Below are 15,924 nucleotides of genomic sequence, written 5' to 3' on the forward strand. Positions count from 1 at the left end.
GTAGTTACCGGTCGTGTAGAGCGCGGCATCATCAAAGTGGGTGAAGAAGTTGAAATCGTGGGTATCAAAGACACGACTAAAACGACTTGTACCGGTGTTGAAATGTTCCGCAAACTGCTGGACGAAGGCCGTGCGGGTGAGAACGTTGGTGTTCTGCTGCGTGGTACTAAGCGTGACGAAGTTGAACGTGGTCAGGTACTGGCTAAACCGGGTTCAATCAAGCCGCACACCCAGTTCGAATCAGAAGTTTATATTCTGAGCAAAGATGAAGGNGGCCGTCATACTCCGTTCTTCAAAGGCTACCGTCCGCAGTTCTACTTCCGTACAACTGANGTAACGGGCACCATCGAACTGCCGGAAGGCGTAGAAATGGTCATGCCGGGCGACAACATCAAGATGGTTGTCAACCTGATTGCTCCGATCGCAATGGACGATGGTCTGCGTTTCGCAATCCGTGAAGGTGGTCGTACCGTAGGCGCCGGCGTGGTTGCTAAAGTTATCGCTTAATTGCTGATAATTTAAATCGCATAAAAAGGCACTTCGGTGCCTTTTTTTATTGCTTAAAAAAGGAATGAGAATTGAAATAAAAAATATTCGCAATTAGAATTCGGTTATCTGGTTAAAAATGAGTCACCAAGAATGTATGTTTGTTTGTGCAATGCAATCACTGATAAAGCAATCCGCTACGTAGTTCATCAGCATCAACCACAATCCCTCCAGCATTTGAAGCAACTGATTCCTATTGGGACTGACTGCGGTAAATGTTTACGGCACGCTCGTTCGATTCTCCTAGAAGAGAAAGAAAAACTTTCAGAACTATATAAAGTGGCATAGTTTGCATGGGTATATTTTTGACTCTGTAACGACGGGTTCTACACTTTTAAGAACTGGAGCGGAGGAGTCATGTCATGAAAGGTGATAAAAATGTCGTTACGCATCTAAACAAGCTGCTAGGTAATGAGCTCATAGCTATCAATCAGTATTTCTTACACGCCCGGATGTTTAAAAATTGGGGATTCACCCGTCTTAATGATCACGAATATCATGAGTCGATAGACGAAATGAAACACGCGGATCGCTATATCGAACGTATCCTTTTCCTTGAAGGGATACCTAATCTGCAAGATCTGGGTAAGCTCAACATCGGTGAAGATGTGGAGGAGATACTACGCTCAGACCTGAACCTCGAATTGGAGGGTGCGCGTGATCTACGAGAGGCTATCAACTACGCCGACTCGGTTCGCGATTATGTCAGCCGAGATTTGATGATTGCTATTCTATCTGATGAAGAAGAACACATAGATTGGCTGGAGACTGAGCTGGATTTAATTGGCCGGCTAGGGATCCAGAACTATCTTCAGGCTCAGCTTAAAGACGCTTGAGACTAACCACGATGTCGACCTAAATTGCCCTCGAGGTCACCGCAGGACTAGGTAGGTCAATAAGAAATCATTTTCCCTCCCGGGTTGCTTCCTAGACAGATTTACGTATAATGCGCGGGCTTACCTGAAATGGTAAGCCCGATTCTTTGTGAATTCGGAGACAGGTGTTAAGGCCCGTCAAACAATACTCCCAATAGGGGAGTTATGTACTGAACGATTACACTCCCCCATCAATCGAAATGGGTGTGAGGAGTAATTATTTACGTTTATAAATAATTGGAGCTCTGGTCTCATGCAGAACCAAAGAATCCGTATCCGCCTGAAAGCGTTTGATCATCGTCTGATCGATCAATCAACCGCGGAAATCGTCGAGACCGCTAAGCGCACTGGCGCTCAAGTCCGTGGTCCGATCCCGCTGCCGACCCGCAAAGAGCGCTTTACCGTTCTGATTTCACCGCACGTCAATAAAGATGCGCGCGATCAGTATGAAATTCGCACTCACAAGCGTCTGGTTGACATCGTTGAGCCAACCGAGAAAACCGTTGATGCTCTGATGCGTCTGGATCTGGCTGCCGGTGTAGACGTGCAGATCAGCCTGGGTTAATCAGGTCATTGAGCGATTGAGAGGTTGAAACAATGATTGGTTTAGTCGGTAAAAAAGTGGGTATGACCCGCATCTTCACTGAAGAAGGCGTTTCTATCCCTGTAACCGTAATTGAAATTGAAGCAAACCGCGTAACTCAGGTCAAAAACCTGGAAAACGACGGTTATTCTGCTGTCCAGGTGACTACCGGTGCTAAAAAAGCTAGCCGTGTCACTAAACCTGAAGCAGGTCACTTCGCTAAAGCGGGCGTTGAAGCAGGTCGTACTCTGCGCGAATTCCGCCTGGCTGAAGGTGAAGAATTCACCATCGGTCAGAACATCAGCGTTGAAATTTTCGCTGACGTGAAAAAAGTTGACGTGACTGGTACATCCAAAGGTAAAGGTTTTGCCGGTACTGTTAAGCGCTGGAACTTCCGTACTCAGGATGCTACCCACGGTAACTCCTTGTCTCACCGCGTTCCGGGTTCTATCGGTCAGAACCAGACTCCGGGCAAAGTGTTCAAAGGCAAGAAAATGGCTGGCCAGATGGGTAATGAACGCGTAACCGTTCAGAGCTTGGACGTAGTACGTGTTGACGCTGAGCGCAACCTGCTGCTGGTTAAAGGTGCAGTTCCCGGTGCTACCGGTAGCGACCTGATCGTTAAACCAGCTGTGAAGGCGTAAGGGGATAGCAATGGAATTAGTATTGAAAGACGCGCAAAGCGCGCTGACTGTTTCCGAAACTACCTTCGGTCGTGATTTCAACGAAGCGCTGGTACACCAGGTTGTTGTTGCTTATGCAGCAGGTGCCCGTCAAGGTACTCGTGCTCAGAAGACCCGTGCTGAAGTAACTGGTTCCGGTAAAAAACCGTGGCGCCAGAAAGGTACCGGCCGTGCGCGTTCAGGTTCTGTGAAGAGCCCGATCTGGCGTTCCGGTGGCGTGACCTTTGCTGCGAAGCCTCAGGACCACAGTCAGAAAGTTAACAAAAAGATGTACCGCGGCGCGCTGAAAAGCATCCTGTCCGAACTGGTACGTCAAGATCGTCTGATCGTTGTCGAGAAGTTCTCTGTTGAAGCACCGAAAACCAAGCTGTTGGCTCAGAAGCTGAAAGAGCTGGCTCTGGAAGACGTGCTGATCATCACCGGTGAACTGGATGAGAATCTGTTCCTGGCCGCACGCAACCTGTACAAGGTTGACGTACGCGATGTAGCAGGTATCGACCCAGTTAGCCTGATCGCCTTCGACAAAGTGGTCATGACTGCTGACGCTGTTAAGCAAGTTGAGGAGATGCTGGCATGATTCGTGAAGAACGTCTGCTGAAAGTACTGCGCGCGCCGCACGTTTCTGAAAAAGCGTCTACTGCGATGGAAAAAACCAACACCATCGTTCTCAAAGTTGCAAAAGACGCGACTAAAGCAGAAATCAAAGCAGCAGTGCAGAAACTGTTTGAAGTCGAAGTCAATGAAGTTCGCACCCTGGTTGTTAAAGGGAAAGTGAAACGTCATGGACAGCGTATCGGTCGTCGTAGCGACTGGAAAAAAGCTTACGTCACCCTGAAAGAAGGCCAGAATCTGGACTTCATCGGCGGCGCAGAGTAAGTCGGAGGAGTAAAGAACAATGGCAATTGTTAAATGTAAACCGACATCTCCGGGTCGTCGCCACGTTGTTAAAGTGGTTAACCCTGAGCTGCACAAGGGCAAGCCGTATGCCCCGTTGCTGGAAAAAAACAGCAAAAGCGGTGGCCGTAACAACAATGGCCGCATCACTACCCGTCACATCGGTGGTGGTCACAAACAGCAGTACCGTATTGTTGACTTCAAACGCAACAAAGATGGTATCCCTGCTGTAGTTGAGCGTCTGGAGTACGATCCGAACCGTTCCGCGAACATCGCGCTGGTTCTGTACAAAGATGGCGAACGCCGTTACATCCTGGCACCTAAAGGCCTGAAAGCCGGTGATCAGATTCAGTCTGGTGTTGATGCTGCAATCAAGCCGGGTAACACCCTGCCTATGCGTAACATCCCGGTTGGTTCAACGGTTCATAACGTAGAAATGAAACCAGGTAAAGGCGGCCAGCTGGCTCGCTCAGCCGGTGCCTACGTTCAGATCGTTGCCCGCGACGGTTCTTACGTCACCCTGCGTCTGCGCTCTGGTGAAATGCGTAAAGTTGAAGCTGACTGCCGCGCTACACTGGGTGAAGTCGGTAACGCTGAGCACATGCTGCGCGTTCTGGGTAAAGCTGGTGCTGCTCGCTGGCGTGGTGTTCGTCCTACCGTTCGCGGTACGGCAATGAACCCGGTCGACCACCCGCACGGTGGTGGTGAAGGTCGTAACTTTGGTAAGCACCCGGTATCCCCGTGGGGCATTCAGACCAAAGGTAAGAAGACCCGCAGCAACAAGCGTACTGATAAATTTATCGTACGTCGCCGTAGCAAATAATTTTAGAGGATAAACCATGCCACGTTCTCTCAAGAAAGGTCCATTTATAGACCTGCACTTGCTGAAGAAGGTAGAGAAAGCGGTGGAAAGCGGAGACAAGAAGCCTTTGCGCACTTGGTCCCGTCGTTCAACGATCTTTCCAAACATGATCGGTTTGACCATCGCTGTCCATAATGGTCGTCAGCACGTTCCGGTATTCATCTCTGATGAGATGGTCGGTCACAAGCTGGGTGAGTTCGCACCGACCCGTACTTATCGCGGCCACGCGGCCGATAAAAAGGCTAAAAAGCGCTAAGGTAGGAGGAAGAGATGGAAACTATCGCTAAACATCGCCACGCTCGTTCTTCTGCTCAAAAGGTACGCCTGGTGGCGGACCTGATTCGCGGTAAGAAAGTGTCGCAAGCTCTGGAAATTCTGACCTACACCAACAAGAAAGCTGCTGGTCTGGTTAAAAAAGTACTGGAGTCTGCTATTGCTAACGCAGAACACAACGATGGCGCTGACATTGATGATCTGAAAGTTGCGAAAATCTTCGTTGACGAAGGCCCAAGCATGAAGCGCATTATGCCGCGTGCCAAAGGTCGTGCGGATCGCATCCTGAAGCGTACCAGCCACATCACTGTGGTTGTGTCCGATCGCTGAGACTCTGGAGACTAGCAATGGGTCAGAAAGTACATCCTAATGGTATTCGACTGGGTATTGTCAAACCTTGGAACTCTACCTGGTACGCAAATACCAAAGAATTCGCTGACAACCTGGACAGCGATTTTAAAGTTCGCAAATACCTGACTAAGGAACTGGAGAAAGCCTCCGTTTCCCGCATCGTTATCGAACGTCCGGCTAAGAGCATTCGTGTGACTATTCACACCGCTCGTCCGGGCATCGTTATCGGTAAGAAAGGTGAAGACGTAGAAAAACTGCGTAAAGTCGTCGCGGAAATCGCTGGCGTTCCTGCGCAGATCAACATCGCTGAAGTCCGTAAGCCTGAACTGGACGCAAAACTGGTTGCTGACAGCATCACTTCTCAGCTGGAACGTCGTGTTATGTTCCGCCGTGCTATGAAGCGTGCCGTACAGAATGCCATGCGTCTGGGCGCTAAAGGGATCAAAGTTGAAGTAAGTGGCCGTCTTGGCGGCGCTGAAATCGCACGTACCGAATGGTACCGCGAAGGTCGTGTTCCGCTGCACACACTGCGTGCGGATATCGATTACAACACCTCCGAAGCGCACACCACTTACGGTGTCATCGGTGTGAAAGTGTGGATCTTCAAAGGTGAGATCCTGGGTGGTATGGCTGCCGTTGAGCAAGCAGAAAAACCGTCTGCTCAACCTAAAAAGCAGCAGCGTAAAGGCCGCAAGTAAGGAGAGTCGCTGATGTTACAACCAAAGCGTACAAAATTCCGTAAGGTGCACAAAGGCCGCAACCGTGGTCTGGCTGCCGGTACGGATGTGAGCTTCGGCACTTTCGGTCTGAAAGCTGTTGGCCGTGGTCGCCTGACCGCTCGTCAAATCGAAGCCGCGCGTCGTGCCATGACTCGTGCTGTAAAGCGTCAAGGTAAGATCTGGATCCGTGTATTCCCGGACAAACCGATCACCGAGAAACCGCTGGAAGTGCGTATGGGTAAAGGTAAAGGTAACGTTGAGTATTGGGTTGCCTTGATTCAGCCAGGTAAAGTCCTGTACGAAATGGACGGTGTGCCGGAAGAGTTAGCCCGTGAGGCATTCCAACTGGCAGCAGCGAAACTGCCGATCAAAACCACCTTTGTAACTAAGACGGTGATGTAATGAAAGCAAAAGAGCTGCGTGAAAAGAGCGTTGAAGAGCTGAATACTGAACTGCTTGAACTGCTGCGCGAACAATTCAATCTGCGTATGCAGGCGGCCAGTGGTCAGCTGCAACAAACTCACCTGTTAAAGCAAGTGCGTCGTAATGTCGCACGCGTTAAGACTTTACTGACTGAGAAGGCGGGTGCGTAAAATGACCGATAAAATCCGTACTCTGCAGGGTCGTGTTGTTAGTGACAAAATGCAGAAATCTGCTGTTGTTGCTATCGAACGTTTCGTGAAGCACCCGATCTACGGGAAATTCATCAAACGTACGACTAAGCTGCACGTACATGACGAGAACAACGAATGTGGAATCGGCGACGTGGTGGAAATCCGCGAATGCCGTCCGCTGTCCAAAACCAAATCTTGGACGTTGGTTCGCGTTGTAGAGAAAGCGATTCTGTAATAGAGTGAGCGTTCTCTAAAACGATAAACGGCTCAAATTTTTGAGCCGTTTATTTTTTCTACCCATAGTCAGGAAGCAGTGTTATAATGCTGCGCCCTCATTTATGGGGCTTTTTTAACGGCCTATTCTGGGTCCTATAAAGTAGTAGTTGACATTAGCGGAGCACTAACATGATCCAAGAACAGACTATGCTGAACGTGGCCGACAACTCCGGCGCGCGTCGCGTAATGTGTATCAAGGTTCTAGGTGGCTCGCACCGTCGCTACGCAGGCGTCGGCGACATCATCAAGATCACCATCAAGGAAGCAATTCCTCGTGGTAAGGTGAAGAAAGGCGATGTGCTGAAGGCGGTAGTGGTGCGCACCAAGAAGGGTGTTCGTCGCCCTGACGGTTCTGTCGTTCGCTTTGATGGAAATGCTTGCGTTATTTTGAACAATAACAGCGAACAGCCCATCGGTACGCGTATTTTTGGGCCGGTGACTCGTGAACTGCGTTCTGAAAAGTTCATGAAAATTATCTCTCTGGCACCAGAAGTACTGTAAGGAGCGAAACCATGGCAGCGAAAATCCGTCGCGATGACGAAGTTATCGTGCTAACCGGCAAAGATAAAGGTAAGCGCGGTAAAGTAAAAAATGTTCTGTCTTCCAGCAAGATTGTTGTTGAAGGTATCAACCTGGTTAAAAAACATCAGAAGCCGGTTCCGGCCCTGAACCAACCAGGTGGCATCGTTGAAAAAGAAGCTGCAATTCAGGTTTCCAACGTTGCGATCTTCAATGCGGCAACTGGCAAGGCTGACCGTGTAGGCTTTAGATTCGAAGACGGAAAAAAAGTCCGTTTCTTTAAATCTAACAGCGAAACTATCAAGTAATTTGGAGTAGTACGATGGCGAAACTGCATGATTACTACAAAGACGAAGTAGTTAAAAAACTCATGACTGAGTTTAACTACAATTCTGTCATGCAAGTCCCTCGGGTCGAGAAGATCACCCTGAACATGGGTGTTGGTGAAGCGATCGCTGACAAGAAACTGCTGGATAATGCAGCAGCAGACCTGACAGCAATCTCCGGTCAAAAACCGCTGATCACCAAAGCACGCAAATCAGTTGCAGGCTTCAAAATCCGTCAGGGCTATCCGATCGGCTGTAAAGTAACTCTGCGTGGCGAACGCATGTGGGAGTTTCTTGAGCGTCTGATCACCATTGCTGTACCGCGTATCCGTGACTTCCGTGGCCTGTCCGCCAAGTCATTCGATGGCCGTGGTAACTACAGCATGGGTGTGCGTGAGCAGATCATCTTCCCGGAAATCGACTATGACAAAGTCGATCGCGTTCGTGGTTTGGATATTACCATTACCACTACTGCGAAAACCGATGATGAAGGCCGTGCTCTGCTGGCTGCCTTTAACTTCCCGTTCCGCAAGTAAGGTAGGGTTACTAATGGCTAAGCAATCCATGAAAGCACGCGAAGTCAAACGCGTGAAACTAGCTGACAAATTCTTCGCAAAACGTGTTGAACTGAAAGCTATCATCTCTGACGTGAATGCTTCCGACGAAGATCGTTGGAACGCTGTTCTGAAGCTGCAGACTCTGCCGCGTGATTCCAGCCCGTCTCGTCAGCGTAACCGCTGCCGCCAGACTGGTCGTCCGCACGCTTTCCTGCGGAAGTTCGGGTTGAGCCGTATCAAGGTCCGTGAAGCCGCCATGCGCGGTGAAATTCCGGGTCTGAAAAAGGCTAGCTGGTAATTGTCACCAATTGAATCACGGGAGTAAAGACAGATGAGCATGCAAGATCCGATCGCGGATATGCTGACCCGTATCCGTAACGGTCAAGCCGCGAACAAAGTTGCGGTCACCATGCCTTCCTCCAAGCTGAAAGTGGCAATTGCCAACGTGCTGAAGGAAGAAGGTTATATCGAAGATTTCAAAATCGAAGGCGACACCAAGCCTGCTCTTGAACTGGAACTGAAATATTTCCAGGGCAAAGCAGTGGTAGAGAGCATTCAGCGTGTTAGCCGTCCAGGTCTGCGCATCTATAAACGTAAAGATGAGCTGCCAAAAGTGATGGCTGGTTTAGGTATCGCAGTTGTTTCTACCTCTAAAGGTGTTATGACTGATCGTGCAGCTCGCCAGGCTGGTCTTGGTGGCGAGATTATCTGCTACGTAGCTTAATCGGGAGGAAAGAATGTCTCGTGTTGCAAAAGCACCCGTCGTCATTCCTGCCGGCGTAGAGGTTAAACTCAACGGTCAGGATATTTCGATTAAGGGTAAAAACGGCGAGCTGAGTCGTAAGATCCATGATGCCGTAGAAGTTAAGCAGGCTGACAATGCACTGACTTTCGCCCCGCGCGAAGGTGTTGCAAACGGTTGGGCCCAGGCTGGGACCACTCGTGCACTGTTGAACAACATGGTTATCGGTGTTACCGAAGGCTTCTCTAAGAAGCTGCAGCTGGTAGGTGTAGGTTATCGTGCCGCCGTGAAAGGCAATGTGGTGAATATGGCCCTGGGCTTTTCTCACCCTGTTGATCACGAACTGCCTGCAGGCATTAATGCCGAATGTCCGACTCAGACTGAAATCGTGCTGAAAGGCGCTGATAAGCAGTTGATCGGTCAGGTTGCTGCAGAACTGCGCGCTTACCGTCGTCCTGAGCCTTATAAAGGCAAGGGTGTCCGTTACGCCGACGAAGTCGTGCGTACCAAAGAGGCTAAGAAGAAGTAAGGTAACACTATGGATAAGAAATCAGCTCGTATCCGTCGTGCGACCCGCGCACGTCGCAAGCTCCAGGAACTGGGTGCGACACGTCTGGTGGTACATCGTACCCCGCGTCATATCTATGCGCAGGTCATCGCACCGAACGGTTCTGAAGTCCTGGTAGCCGCTTCTACTGTAGAAAAAGCTATCGCTGAACAACTGAAGTCCACCGGTAACAAAGATGCTGCCGCTGCTGTGGGTAAAACCATCGCTGAGCGCGCTCTTGAAAAAGGCATCAAAGATGTCTCTTTTGACCGTTCCGGGTTCCAATATCATGGTCGTGTCCAGGCACTGGCAGATGCTGCCCGTGAAGCTGGCCTTCAGTTCTAAGGTAGAGGTGTAAGATGGCTCACATCGAGAAACAAGCTGGCGAACTGCAGGAAAAGCTGATCGCGGTAAATCGCGTATCCAAAACTGTTAAAGGTGGTCGTATTTTCTCCTTCACAGCTCTGACTGTAGTTGGTGATGGTAACGGTCGCGTAGGTTTTGGTTACGGTAAAGCGCGTGAAGTTCCGGCAGCAATCCAGAAAGCGATGGAAAAAGCCCGTCGCAATATGATGAATGTCGCGCTGAACAACGGCACTCTGCAGCACCCTGTTAAAGGTGCGCACACAGGGTCTCGCGTGTTCATGCAGCCAGCTTCCGAAGGTACCGGTATCATTGCCGGTGGTGCAATGCGCGCCGTGCTGGAAGTCGCAGGGGTTCATAACGTACTGGCTAAAGCCTATGGTTCCACTAACCCGATCAACGTGGTTCGTGCAACTATCGATGGCTTGGCCAATATGAAGTCCCCGGATATGGTCGCTGCCAAGCGTGGTAAATCCGTTGAAGAAATTCTGGGGTAATTAACCATGGCAAAGACTATTAAGATTACTCAAACCCGTAGTGCAATCGGTCGTCTGCCGAAACATAAGGCAACACTGCTTGGCCTGGGTCTGCGTCGTATTGGCCACACCGTCGAGCGTGAAGATACGCCTGCTGTACGCGGTATGGTCAACGCGGTTTCCTACATGGTTAAAGTGGAGGAGTAACAGATGCGTTTAAATACTCTGTCTCCGGCCGAAGGTGCTAAACACGCACCGAAGCGTTTAGGTCGTGGTATCGGTTCTGGCCTGGGCAAAACCGGCGGCCGTGGTCACAAAGGTCAGAAGTCTCGTTCTGGCGGTGGCGTACGTCGTGGTTTTGAAGGTGGTCAGATGCCTCTGTACCGTCGTCTGCCGAAATTCGGCTTCACTTCTCGTAAAGCCATGGTAACAGCTGAGATCCGTCTCTCTGACCTGGCTCGCGTTGAAGGCGATGTTGTCGATCTGAATACGCTGAAAGCCGCAAATGTCATTGGCATCCAGATTGAGTTCGCGAAAGTGATTCTGTCTGGTGAAGTTGCACGCCCAGTAACGATTCGTGGTCTGCGTGTCACTAAAGGTGCTCGTGCTGCTATCGAAGCTGCTGGCGGTAAAATTGAGGAATAAGTAGCAGATGGCTAAGCAACCAGGATTAGATTTTCAAAGTGCTAAAGGCGGGGTTGGCGAGCTGAAACGCAGACTGTTGTTTGTAATCGGTGCGTTGATTGTTTTCCGTATTGGCTCTTTTATTCCCATTCCTGGTATTGATGCCACTGTGCTTGCCAAATTGCTCGAGCAACAGCGAGGCACCATCATTGAAATGTTTAACATGTTCTCTGGTGGTGCCCTCAGTCGCGCTTCTATCTTTGCTCTGGGTATTATGCCGTATATTTCGGCATCCATTATTATCCAGTTGCTGACGGTGGTTCATCCAGCGTTAGCGGAAATAAAGAAAGAAGGGGAGGCTGGGCGACGTAAAATTAGTCAGTATACCCGTTATGGTACGCTGGTCTTGGGTATTTTTCAGTCTATCGGTATTGCTACCGGTTTACCGAATATGCCTGGAATGCAAGGGCTGGTGATTAATCCGGGCTTTGCTTTCTATTTCACGGCTGTTGTCAGCCTGGTTACCGGGACGATGTTCCTGATGTGGCTTGGTGAACAGATTACTGAGCGTGGTATCGGTAACGGTATCTCAATCATAATCTTCGCTGGTATCGTAGCAGGACTTCCTCCTGCCATTGCGCATACTATCGAGCAAGCTCGGCAAGGCGACCTGCACTTCCTCCTGTTGCTGTTGGTTGCAGTTTTAGTGTTTGCAGTGACGTTCTTTGTTGTATTCGTTGAGCGTGGTCAACGTCGAATTGTCGTGAACTATGCAAAACGCCAGCAAGGCCGTCGTGTTTATGCAGCACAGAGTACGCATTTGCCGCTGAAAGTGAATATGGCCGGGGTTATCCCAGCAATCTTCGCTTCCAGTATCATTCTGTTCCCAGCTACGATCGCATCTTGGTTTGGGGGCGGTACCGGTTGGAACTGGCTAACGACAATTTCGATGTATCTGCAGCCTGGACAACCGCTTTATGTGCTACTCTATGCGTCTGCAATCATCTTCTTCTGTTTCTTTTATACCGCGTTGGTTTTCAATCCGCGTGAAACAGCAGATAACCTGAAGAAGTCCGGTGCATTCGTGCCAGGAATTCGGCCGGGAGAGCAAACGGCGAAATATATTGATAAAGTGATGACCCGCCTGACTTTGGTTGGTGCGATGTATATTACTTTTATCTGCCTTATCCCGGAGTTCATGCGTGACGCAATGAAAGTGCCGTTCTACTTTGGTGGTACGTCCCTGTTAATTGTTGTTGTCGTGATCATGGACTTTATGGCTCAAGTGCAAACCCTGTTGATGTCGAGTCAATATGAGTCTGCATTGAAGAAAGCAAACCTGAAAGGCTATAACCGCTAATCAAGGCAAGCTTGAGAAGTTACGGAGAGTAAAAATGAAAGTTCGTGCTTCCGTCAAGAAATTATGTCGTAACTGCAAGATCGTTAAACGTAACGGTGTCGTTCGTGTGATTTGCAGCGCCGAGCCGAAGCATAAACAGCGTCAAGGCTGATTTATCTCACATATTTTTCTTGCAAAGTTGGGTTGAGCTGGCTAGATTAGCCAGCCAATCTTTTGTATGTGACTGCAACACTATTTGAGTATCCTGAAAACGGGCTTTTCAGAATGGTGTTGCTGTATAAAATTGTAGGAGTGCATAGTGGCCCGTATAGCAGGCATTAACATTCCTGATCATAAACATACCGTAATTGCATTAACAGCGATCTACGGTGTTGGCAAAACTCGCTCGCAGGCTATCTGCGCGGCTACGGGTATTGCTGAAAATGTTAAGATCAGTGAGCTGTCTGAAGAGCAAATCGAAAAGCTACGTGACGAAGTTGCCAAGTTTGTTGTTGAAGGTGACCTGCGTCGTGAAGTTACCCTGAGCATCAAGCGTCTTATGGACCTTGGAACTTATCGTGGTTTGCGTCATCGTCGTGGTCTGCCGGTTCGCGGTCAGCGTACCAAGACCAACGCCCGTACCCGTAAGGGTCCGCGCAAACCGATCAAGAAATAATCGGGGTGATTGAATAATGGCAAAGGCNCCTATTCGTGCACGTAAGCGTGTAAGAAAGCAAGTCTCTGACGGTGTGGCTCATGTCCATGCTTCTTTCAACAACACCATCGTAACTATTACCGATCGTCAGGGTAATGCGCTGGGTTGGGCAACTGCCGGTGGTTCCGGTTTCCGTGGTTCTCGTAAATCTACGCCATTCGCCGCTCAGGTGGCAGCAGAGCGCTGCGCTGAAGCTGTGAAAGAGTACGGTATCAAGAATCTGGAAGTTATGGTTAAAGGACCTGGTCCGGGCCGTGAGTCTACTATCCGCGCATTGAACGCGGCTGGTTTCCGCATCACTAATATTACTGATGTGACTCCGATCCCTCATAACGGTTGTCGTCCGCCGAAAAAGCGCCGCGTATAACGCCGCTTTTAGGATTGTTGGAGAAAGAAAATGGCAAGATATTTGGGTCCTAAGCTCAAGCTGAGCCGTCGTGAAGGCACCGACCTGTTCCTTAAGTCTGGTGTTCGTGCGATCGATTCCAAGTGTAAAATTGAACAAGCTCCTGGTCAGCACGGTGCTCGTAAACCGCGCCTGTCTGACTATGGTGTACAGTTACGTGAAAAACAAAAAGTTCGCCGTATCTACGGTGTTCTGGAACGTCAGTTCCGTAACTATTATAAAGAAGCAGCGCGTCTGAAAGGCAATACCGGTGCAAACCTGTTGCAGTTGCTTGAAGGTCGTCTGGACAACGTAGTTTACCGTATGGGCTTCGGCGCTACGCGTGCAGAAGCACGTCAGCTGGTTAGCCACAAAGCTATCATGGTAAACGGTCGCGTTGTTAACATCGCTTCTTATCAGGTATCTCCGAATGACGTAGTCAGCATCCGCGAGAAAGCTAAAAAGCAGTCTCGCGTTAAGGCCGCTCTGGAGCTGGCTGAACAGCGTGAAAAGCCAACTTGGCTGGAAGTTGATGCTGCCAAGATGGAAGGTGTGTTCAAACGTAATCCTGAACGTACCGATCTGTCTGCGGACATTAATGAACACCTGATCGTCGAGCTTTACTCCAAGTAAGGCTTAGTACCAAAGAGAGGACACAATGCAGGGTTCTGTGACAGAGTTTCTAAAACCGCGCCTGGTTGATATCGAGCAAGTCAGTTCGACGCACGCCAAGGTGACCCTTGAGCCGTTAGAGCGAGGCTTCGGCCACACTCTCGGTAACGCACTGCGCCGTATTCTGCTTTCATCCATGCCAGGTTGCGCGGTGACCGAGGTTGAGATTGATGGTGTACTGCATGAGTACAGCACCAAAGAAGGCGTACAGGAAGATATCCTGGAAATCCTGCTCAACCTGAAAGGGCTGGCGGTGAGAGTTCAAGGCAAAGATGAAGTTATTCTTACCCTGAATAAATCTGGCATTGGCCCTGTGACTGCAGCCGACATCACCCACGACGGTGATGTCGAAATCGTCAAGCCACAGCACGTAATCTGCCATCTGACCGATGAAAGCGCGTCTATTAACATGCGCATCAAAGTTCAGCGTGGACGCGGTTATGTGCCGGCATCTGCCCGTATTCATACGGAAGAAGATGAGCGCCCGATTGGTCGCCTGTTAGTCGATGCTTGCTACAGCCCGGTAGAGCGTATTGCCTACAATGTTGAAGCAGCTCGTGTTGAACAGCGCACCGACTTGGACAAGCTGGTCATCGAAATGGAAACCAATGGTACGATTGATCCTGAAGAGGCAATCCGCCGTGCGGCAACCATTCTGGCTGAACAACTGGAAGCTTTCGTTGACTTACGTGATGTACGTCAGCCGGAAGTCAAAGAAGAAAAACCAGAATTCGATCCGATCCTGCTGCGCCCTGTTGACGATCTGGAATTGACTGTCCGCTCTGCTAACTGCCTTAAGGCAGAAGCTATCCACTACATCGGTGATCTGGTACAGCGTACCGAAGTTGAGCTACTTAAAACGCCTAACTTGGGTAAAAAGTCTCTTACTGAGATTAAAGACGTGCTGGCTTCACGTGGTCTGTCTCTGGGCATGCGCCTGGAAAACTGGCCACCAGCAAGCATTGCTGATGAGTAACCGGATCACAGGTTAAGGTTTTACTGAGAAGGATAAGGTCATGCGCCATCGTAAGAGTGGTCGTCAACTGAACCGTAACAGCAGCCATCGTCAGGCTATGTTCCGTAACATGGCTGGTTCTTTGGTTCGTCATGAGATCATCAAGACGACCCTGCCAAAAGCGAAAGAGCTGCGTCGTGTTGTTGAACCGCTGATTACTCTTGCCAAGACCGACAGCGTTGCTAATCGTCGTCTGGCATTCGCCCGTACTCGTGATAACGAGATCGTGGCAAAACTGTTTAATGAACTGGGTCCGCGTTTCGCGAGCCGTGCCGGTGGTTACACTCGTATTCTGAAGTGTGGCTTCCGTGCAGGTGACAATGCGCCGATGGCTTACATCGAGCTTGTTGATCGCTCAGCTTCAACAGAAGAAGTTGCTACTGCAGAGTAATTTGTAAGAGCATGAAAAAACCGGGGAAACCCGGTTTTTTTTCGTCTGTACCTTTTCTCACTTCCTCTCTGTGATTCGTTTTGTAACGTTTTGAGCTTATGATGGGCTTCTGGTAAGCCAATTCCGGAGGCGATATGTTCATCATTGACGAATGGGCTGAACGTCATATCAGCGAAGCTCAAAAGAAAGGCGCATTCGACGATCTTCCAGGCCGAGGGAAACCACTTCACCTAGAAGACAATTCGTGTGTACCTGAGGAGCTACGAGCGGTTTATCATGTGCTCGCCAACGCAGGTTATCTTCCCCCTGAGCTGATGGATCGCAAAGAAGCCATCACTCTTTCTGCAATGATGCAGGAGATTGCAAACGATCATCCTGATTATGAATCGATGTCCAAGCGTTTAACATTGCTCGAATTGCGCTTGCAGCAGGCAGGTGTTGATACTCAGTTCTTAAGAGGACGTTATCGTTCCGCTTTAAGTGCCCGCATTGGAGAGTGATGATGAATAGTGTGAAAATCACTATACGAGTCTGAGGTTCGGTATTAAAATCGCGACGGAAGTTATAAGTGGTAATT

General features: G+C 49.6%; 32 protein-coding genes. All 32 read left to right on the plus strand.

The genetic code is table 11. From position 1 onward, the window contains the following. Window positions 1-507: EF-Tu C-terminal domain-related protein (locus SB13_RS16160; protein WP_026741337.1), on the plus strand; the 507-nt coding region annotated here is incomplete at its 5' end. Window positions 508-639: 132 nt separating this feature from the next. Then, window positions 640-834 carry a bacterioferritin-associated ferredoxin gene (bfd, locus tag SB13_RS17475; RefSeq protein ID WP_072000274.1) on the plus strand — a complete coding sequence of 65 codons (195 nt, stop codon included), beginning with the start codon at window positions 640-642 and terminating at the stop codon, window positions 832-834. Between the two features lie 74 nt (window positions 835-908). Beyond that, window positions 909-1,382, plus strand: coding sequence for a bacterioferritin (gene bfr / locus SB13_RS16165; protein ID WP_026741338.1), 474 nt, complete (start codon window positions 909-911; stop codon window positions 1,380-1,382). Between the two features lie 292 nt (window positions 1,383-1,674). Beyond that, window positions 1,675-1,986 carry a 30S ribosomal protein S10 gene (gene rpsJ, locus SB13_RS16170; protein WP_001181005.1) on the plus strand — a complete coding sequence of 104 codons (312 nt, stop codon included), beginning with the start codon at window positions 1,675-1,677 and terminating at the stop codon, window positions 1,984-1,986. 32 nt (window positions 1,987-2,018) lie between these two features. Continuing rightward, complete coding sequence (gene rplC, locus SB13_RS16175; RefSeq protein ID WP_026741339.1) at window positions 2,019-2,648, plus strand: 50S ribosomal protein L3; 630 nt, start codon at window positions 2,019-2,021, stop codon at window positions 2,646-2,648. Window positions 2,649-2,658: 10 nt separating this feature from the next. Beyond that, entirely contained in the window at window positions 2,659-3,264 is a 606-nt protein-coding gene (gene rplD, locus SB13_RS16180; RefSeq protein WP_026741340.1) for a 50S ribosomal protein L4, read from the plus strand. Then, complete coding sequence (rplW, locus tag SB13_RS16185) at window positions 3,261-3,563, plus strand: 50S ribosomal protein L23 (RefSeq protein WP_026741341.1); 303 nt, start codon at window positions 3,261-3,263, stop codon at window positions 3,561-3,563. The genes rplD and rplW overlap by 4 nt, the downstream gene beginning before the upstream one ends. Before the next feature lie 19 nt (window positions 3,564-3,582). Then, window positions 3,583-4,404 carry a 50S ribosomal protein L2 gene (gene rplB / locus SB13_RS16190; protein WP_026741342.1) on the plus strand — a complete coding sequence of 274 codons (822 nt, stop codon included), beginning with the start codon at window positions 3,583-3,585 and terminating at the stop codon, window positions 4,402-4,404. A gap of 16 nt (window positions 4,405-4,420) precedes the next feature. Beyond that, on the plus strand, window positions 4,421-4,699 hold the full coding sequence (gene rpsS / locus SB13_RS16195) for a 30S ribosomal protein S19 (RefSeq protein ID WP_021013347.1): 279 nt from the start codon (window positions 4,421-4,423) through the stop codon (window positions 4,697-4,699). 14 nt (window positions 4,700-4,713) lie between these two features. Beyond that, window positions 4,714-5,046 (plus strand): 50S ribosomal protein L22, encoded by a 333-nt coding sequence (gene rplV, locus SB13_RS16200; RefSeq protein WP_026741343.1) that lies wholly within the window; start codon window positions 4,714-4,716, stop codon window positions 5,044-5,046. Window positions 5,047-5,063: 17 nt separating this feature from the next. Beyond that, window positions 5,064-5,765: a 30S ribosomal protein S3 gene (rpsC, locus tag SB13_RS16205; protein ID WP_026741344.1), complete on the plus strand. Its 702-nt coding sequence runs from the start codon at window positions 5,064-5,066 to the stop codon at window positions 5,763-5,765. Window positions 5,766-5,777: 12 nt separating this feature from the next. Further along, complete coding sequence (gene rplP, locus SB13_RS16210; protein ID WP_026741345.1) at window positions 5,778-6,188, plus strand: 50S ribosomal protein L16; 411 nt, start codon at window positions 5,778-5,780, stop codon at window positions 6,186-6,188. Beyond that, entirely contained in the window at window positions 6,188-6,379 is a 192-nt protein-coding gene (gene rpmC / locus SB13_RS16215; RefSeq protein WP_026741346.1) for a 50S ribosomal protein L29, read from the plus strand. Before rplP ends, rpmC begins: the two co-directional genes overlap by 1 nt. A 1-nt stretch (window position 6,380) precedes the next feature. After that, window positions 6,381-6,635 carry a 30S ribosomal protein S17 gene (gene rpsQ / locus SB13_RS16220; protein ID WP_012768107.1) on the plus strand — a complete coding sequence of 85 codons (255 nt, stop codon included), beginning with the start codon at window positions 6,381-6,383 and terminating at the stop codon, window positions 6,633-6,635. A gap of 170 nt (window positions 6,636-6,805) precedes the next feature. Next, entirely contained in the window at window positions 6,806-7,177 is a 372-nt protein-coding gene (gene rplN / locus SB13_RS16225; RefSeq protein WP_026741347.1) for a 50S ribosomal protein L14, read from the plus strand. An 11-nt stretch (window positions 7,178-7,188) separates the two neighbouring features. Beyond that, window positions 7,189-7,503 carry a 50S ribosomal protein L24 gene (gene rplX / locus SB13_RS16230; RefSeq protein WP_026741348.1) on the plus strand — a complete coding sequence of 105 codons (315 nt, stop codon included), beginning with the start codon at window positions 7,189-7,191 and terminating at the stop codon, window positions 7,501-7,503. Window positions 7,504-7,517: 14 nt separating this feature from the next. Further along, complete coding sequence (gene rplE / locus SB13_RS16235) at window positions 7,518-8,057, plus strand: 50S ribosomal protein L5 (RefSeq protein WP_026741349.1); 540 nt, start codon at window positions 7,518-7,520, stop codon at window positions 8,055-8,057. Window positions 8,058-8,070: 13 nt separating this feature from the next. After that, window positions 8,071-8,376: a 30S ribosomal protein S14 gene (gene rpsN / locus SB13_RS16240; protein WP_026741350.1), complete on the plus strand. Its 306-nt coding sequence runs from the start codon at window positions 8,071-8,073 to the stop codon at window positions 8,374-8,376. Window positions 8,377-8,409: 33 nt separating this feature from the next. Continuing rightward, window positions 8,410-8,802, plus strand: a complete 393-nt coding sequence (gene rpsH / locus SB13_RS16245) for a 30S ribosomal protein S8 (RefSeq protein ID WP_026741351.1) — start codon at window positions 8,410-8,412, stop codon at window positions 8,800-8,802. A 13-nt stretch (window positions 8,803-8,815) separates the two neighbouring features. After that, window positions 8,816-9,349, plus strand: coding sequence for a 50S ribosomal protein L6 (gene rplF / locus SB13_RS16250; RefSeq protein WP_026741352.1), 534 nt, complete (start codon window positions 8,816-8,818; stop codon window positions 9,347-9,349). A gap of 9 nt (window positions 9,350-9,358) precedes the next feature. Then, entirely contained in the window at window positions 9,359-9,712 is a 354-nt protein-coding gene (rplR, locus tag SB13_RS16255) for a 50S ribosomal protein L18 (protein WP_026741353.1), read from the plus strand. Window positions 9,713-9,726: 14 nt separating this feature from the next. Continuing rightward, complete coding sequence (rpsE, locus tag SB13_RS16260) at window positions 9,727-10,227, plus strand: 30S ribosomal protein S5 (protein ID WP_026741354.1); 501 nt, start codon at window positions 9,727-9,729, stop codon at window positions 10,225-10,227. 6 nt (window positions 10,228-10,233) lie between these two features. Beyond that, window positions 10,234-10,413 (plus strand): 50S ribosomal protein L30, encoded by a 180-nt coding sequence (gene rpmD / locus SB13_RS16265; RefSeq protein WP_004846568.1) that lies wholly within the window; start codon window positions 10,234-10,236, stop codon window positions 10,411-10,413. A gap of 3 nt (window positions 10,414-10,416) precedes the next feature. Further along, window positions 10,417-10,851, plus strand: a complete 435-nt coding sequence (rplO, locus tag SB13_RS16270) for a 50S ribosomal protein L15 (RefSeq protein ID WP_026741355.1) — start codon at window positions 10,417-10,419, stop codon at window positions 10,849-10,851. Between the two features lie 7 nt (window positions 10,852-10,858). After that, a complete protein-coding gene (gene secY, locus SB13_RS16275; RefSeq protein WP_026741356.1) occupies window positions 10,859-12,190 on the plus strand; it encodes a preprotein translocase subunit SecY in 1,332 nt (443 codons plus the stop codon). Between the two features lie 34 nt (window positions 12,191-12,224). Next, window positions 12,225-12,341, plus strand: a complete 117-nt coding sequence (gene rpmJ / locus SB13_RS16280; RefSeq protein ID WP_002227352.1) for a 50S ribosomal protein L36 — start codon at window positions 12,225-12,227, stop codon at window positions 12,339-12,341. 147 nt (window positions 12,342-12,488) lie between these two features. Then, window positions 12,489-12,845, plus strand: a complete 357-nt coding sequence (rpsM, locus tag SB13_RS16285; protein WP_026741357.1) for a 30S ribosomal protein S13 — start codon at window positions 12,489-12,491, stop codon at window positions 12,843-12,845. 16 nt (window positions 12,846-12,861) lie between these two features. Beyond that, a complete protein-coding gene (gene rpsK, locus SB13_RS16290) occupies window positions 12,862-13,251 on the plus strand; it encodes a 30S ribosomal protein S11 (RefSeq protein ID WP_002438687.1) in 390 nt (129 codons plus the stop codon). A 30-nt stretch (window positions 13,252-13,281) separates the two neighbouring features. Then, window positions 13,282-13,902: a 30S ribosomal protein S4 gene (gene rpsD / locus SB13_RS16295; RefSeq protein WP_026741358.1), complete on the plus strand. Its 621-nt coding sequence runs from the start codon at window positions 13,282-13,284 to the stop codon at window positions 13,900-13,902. A gap of 25 nt (window positions 13,903-13,927) precedes the next feature. Next, window positions 13,928-14,917 (plus strand): DNA-directed RNA polymerase subunit alpha, encoded by a 990-nt coding sequence (locus tag SB13_RS16300; protein WP_026741359.1) that lies wholly within the window; start codon window positions 13,928-13,930, stop codon window positions 14,915-14,917. A gap of 40 nt (window positions 14,918-14,957) precedes the next feature. Beyond that, window positions 14,958-15,347, plus strand: coding sequence for a 50S ribosomal protein L17 (gene rplQ / locus SB13_RS16305; protein ID WP_026741360.1), 390 nt, complete (start codon window positions 14,958-14,960; stop codon window positions 15,345-15,347). A gap of 134 nt (window positions 15,348-15,481) precedes the next feature. After that, window positions 15,482-15,847, plus strand: coding sequence for a DnaJ family domain-containing protein (locus tag SB13_RS16310; RefSeq protein WP_026741361.1), 366 nt, complete (start codon window positions 15,482-15,484; stop codon window positions 15,845-15,847). Window positions 15,848-15,924 lie beyond the last annotated feature (77 nt).

This window comes from Lonsdalea quercina subsp. quercina (assembly GCF_000688695.1).
Lineage (GTDB): Bacteria > Pseudomonadota > Gammaproteobacteria > Enterobacterales > Enterobacteriaceae > Lonsdalea > Lonsdalea quercina_D.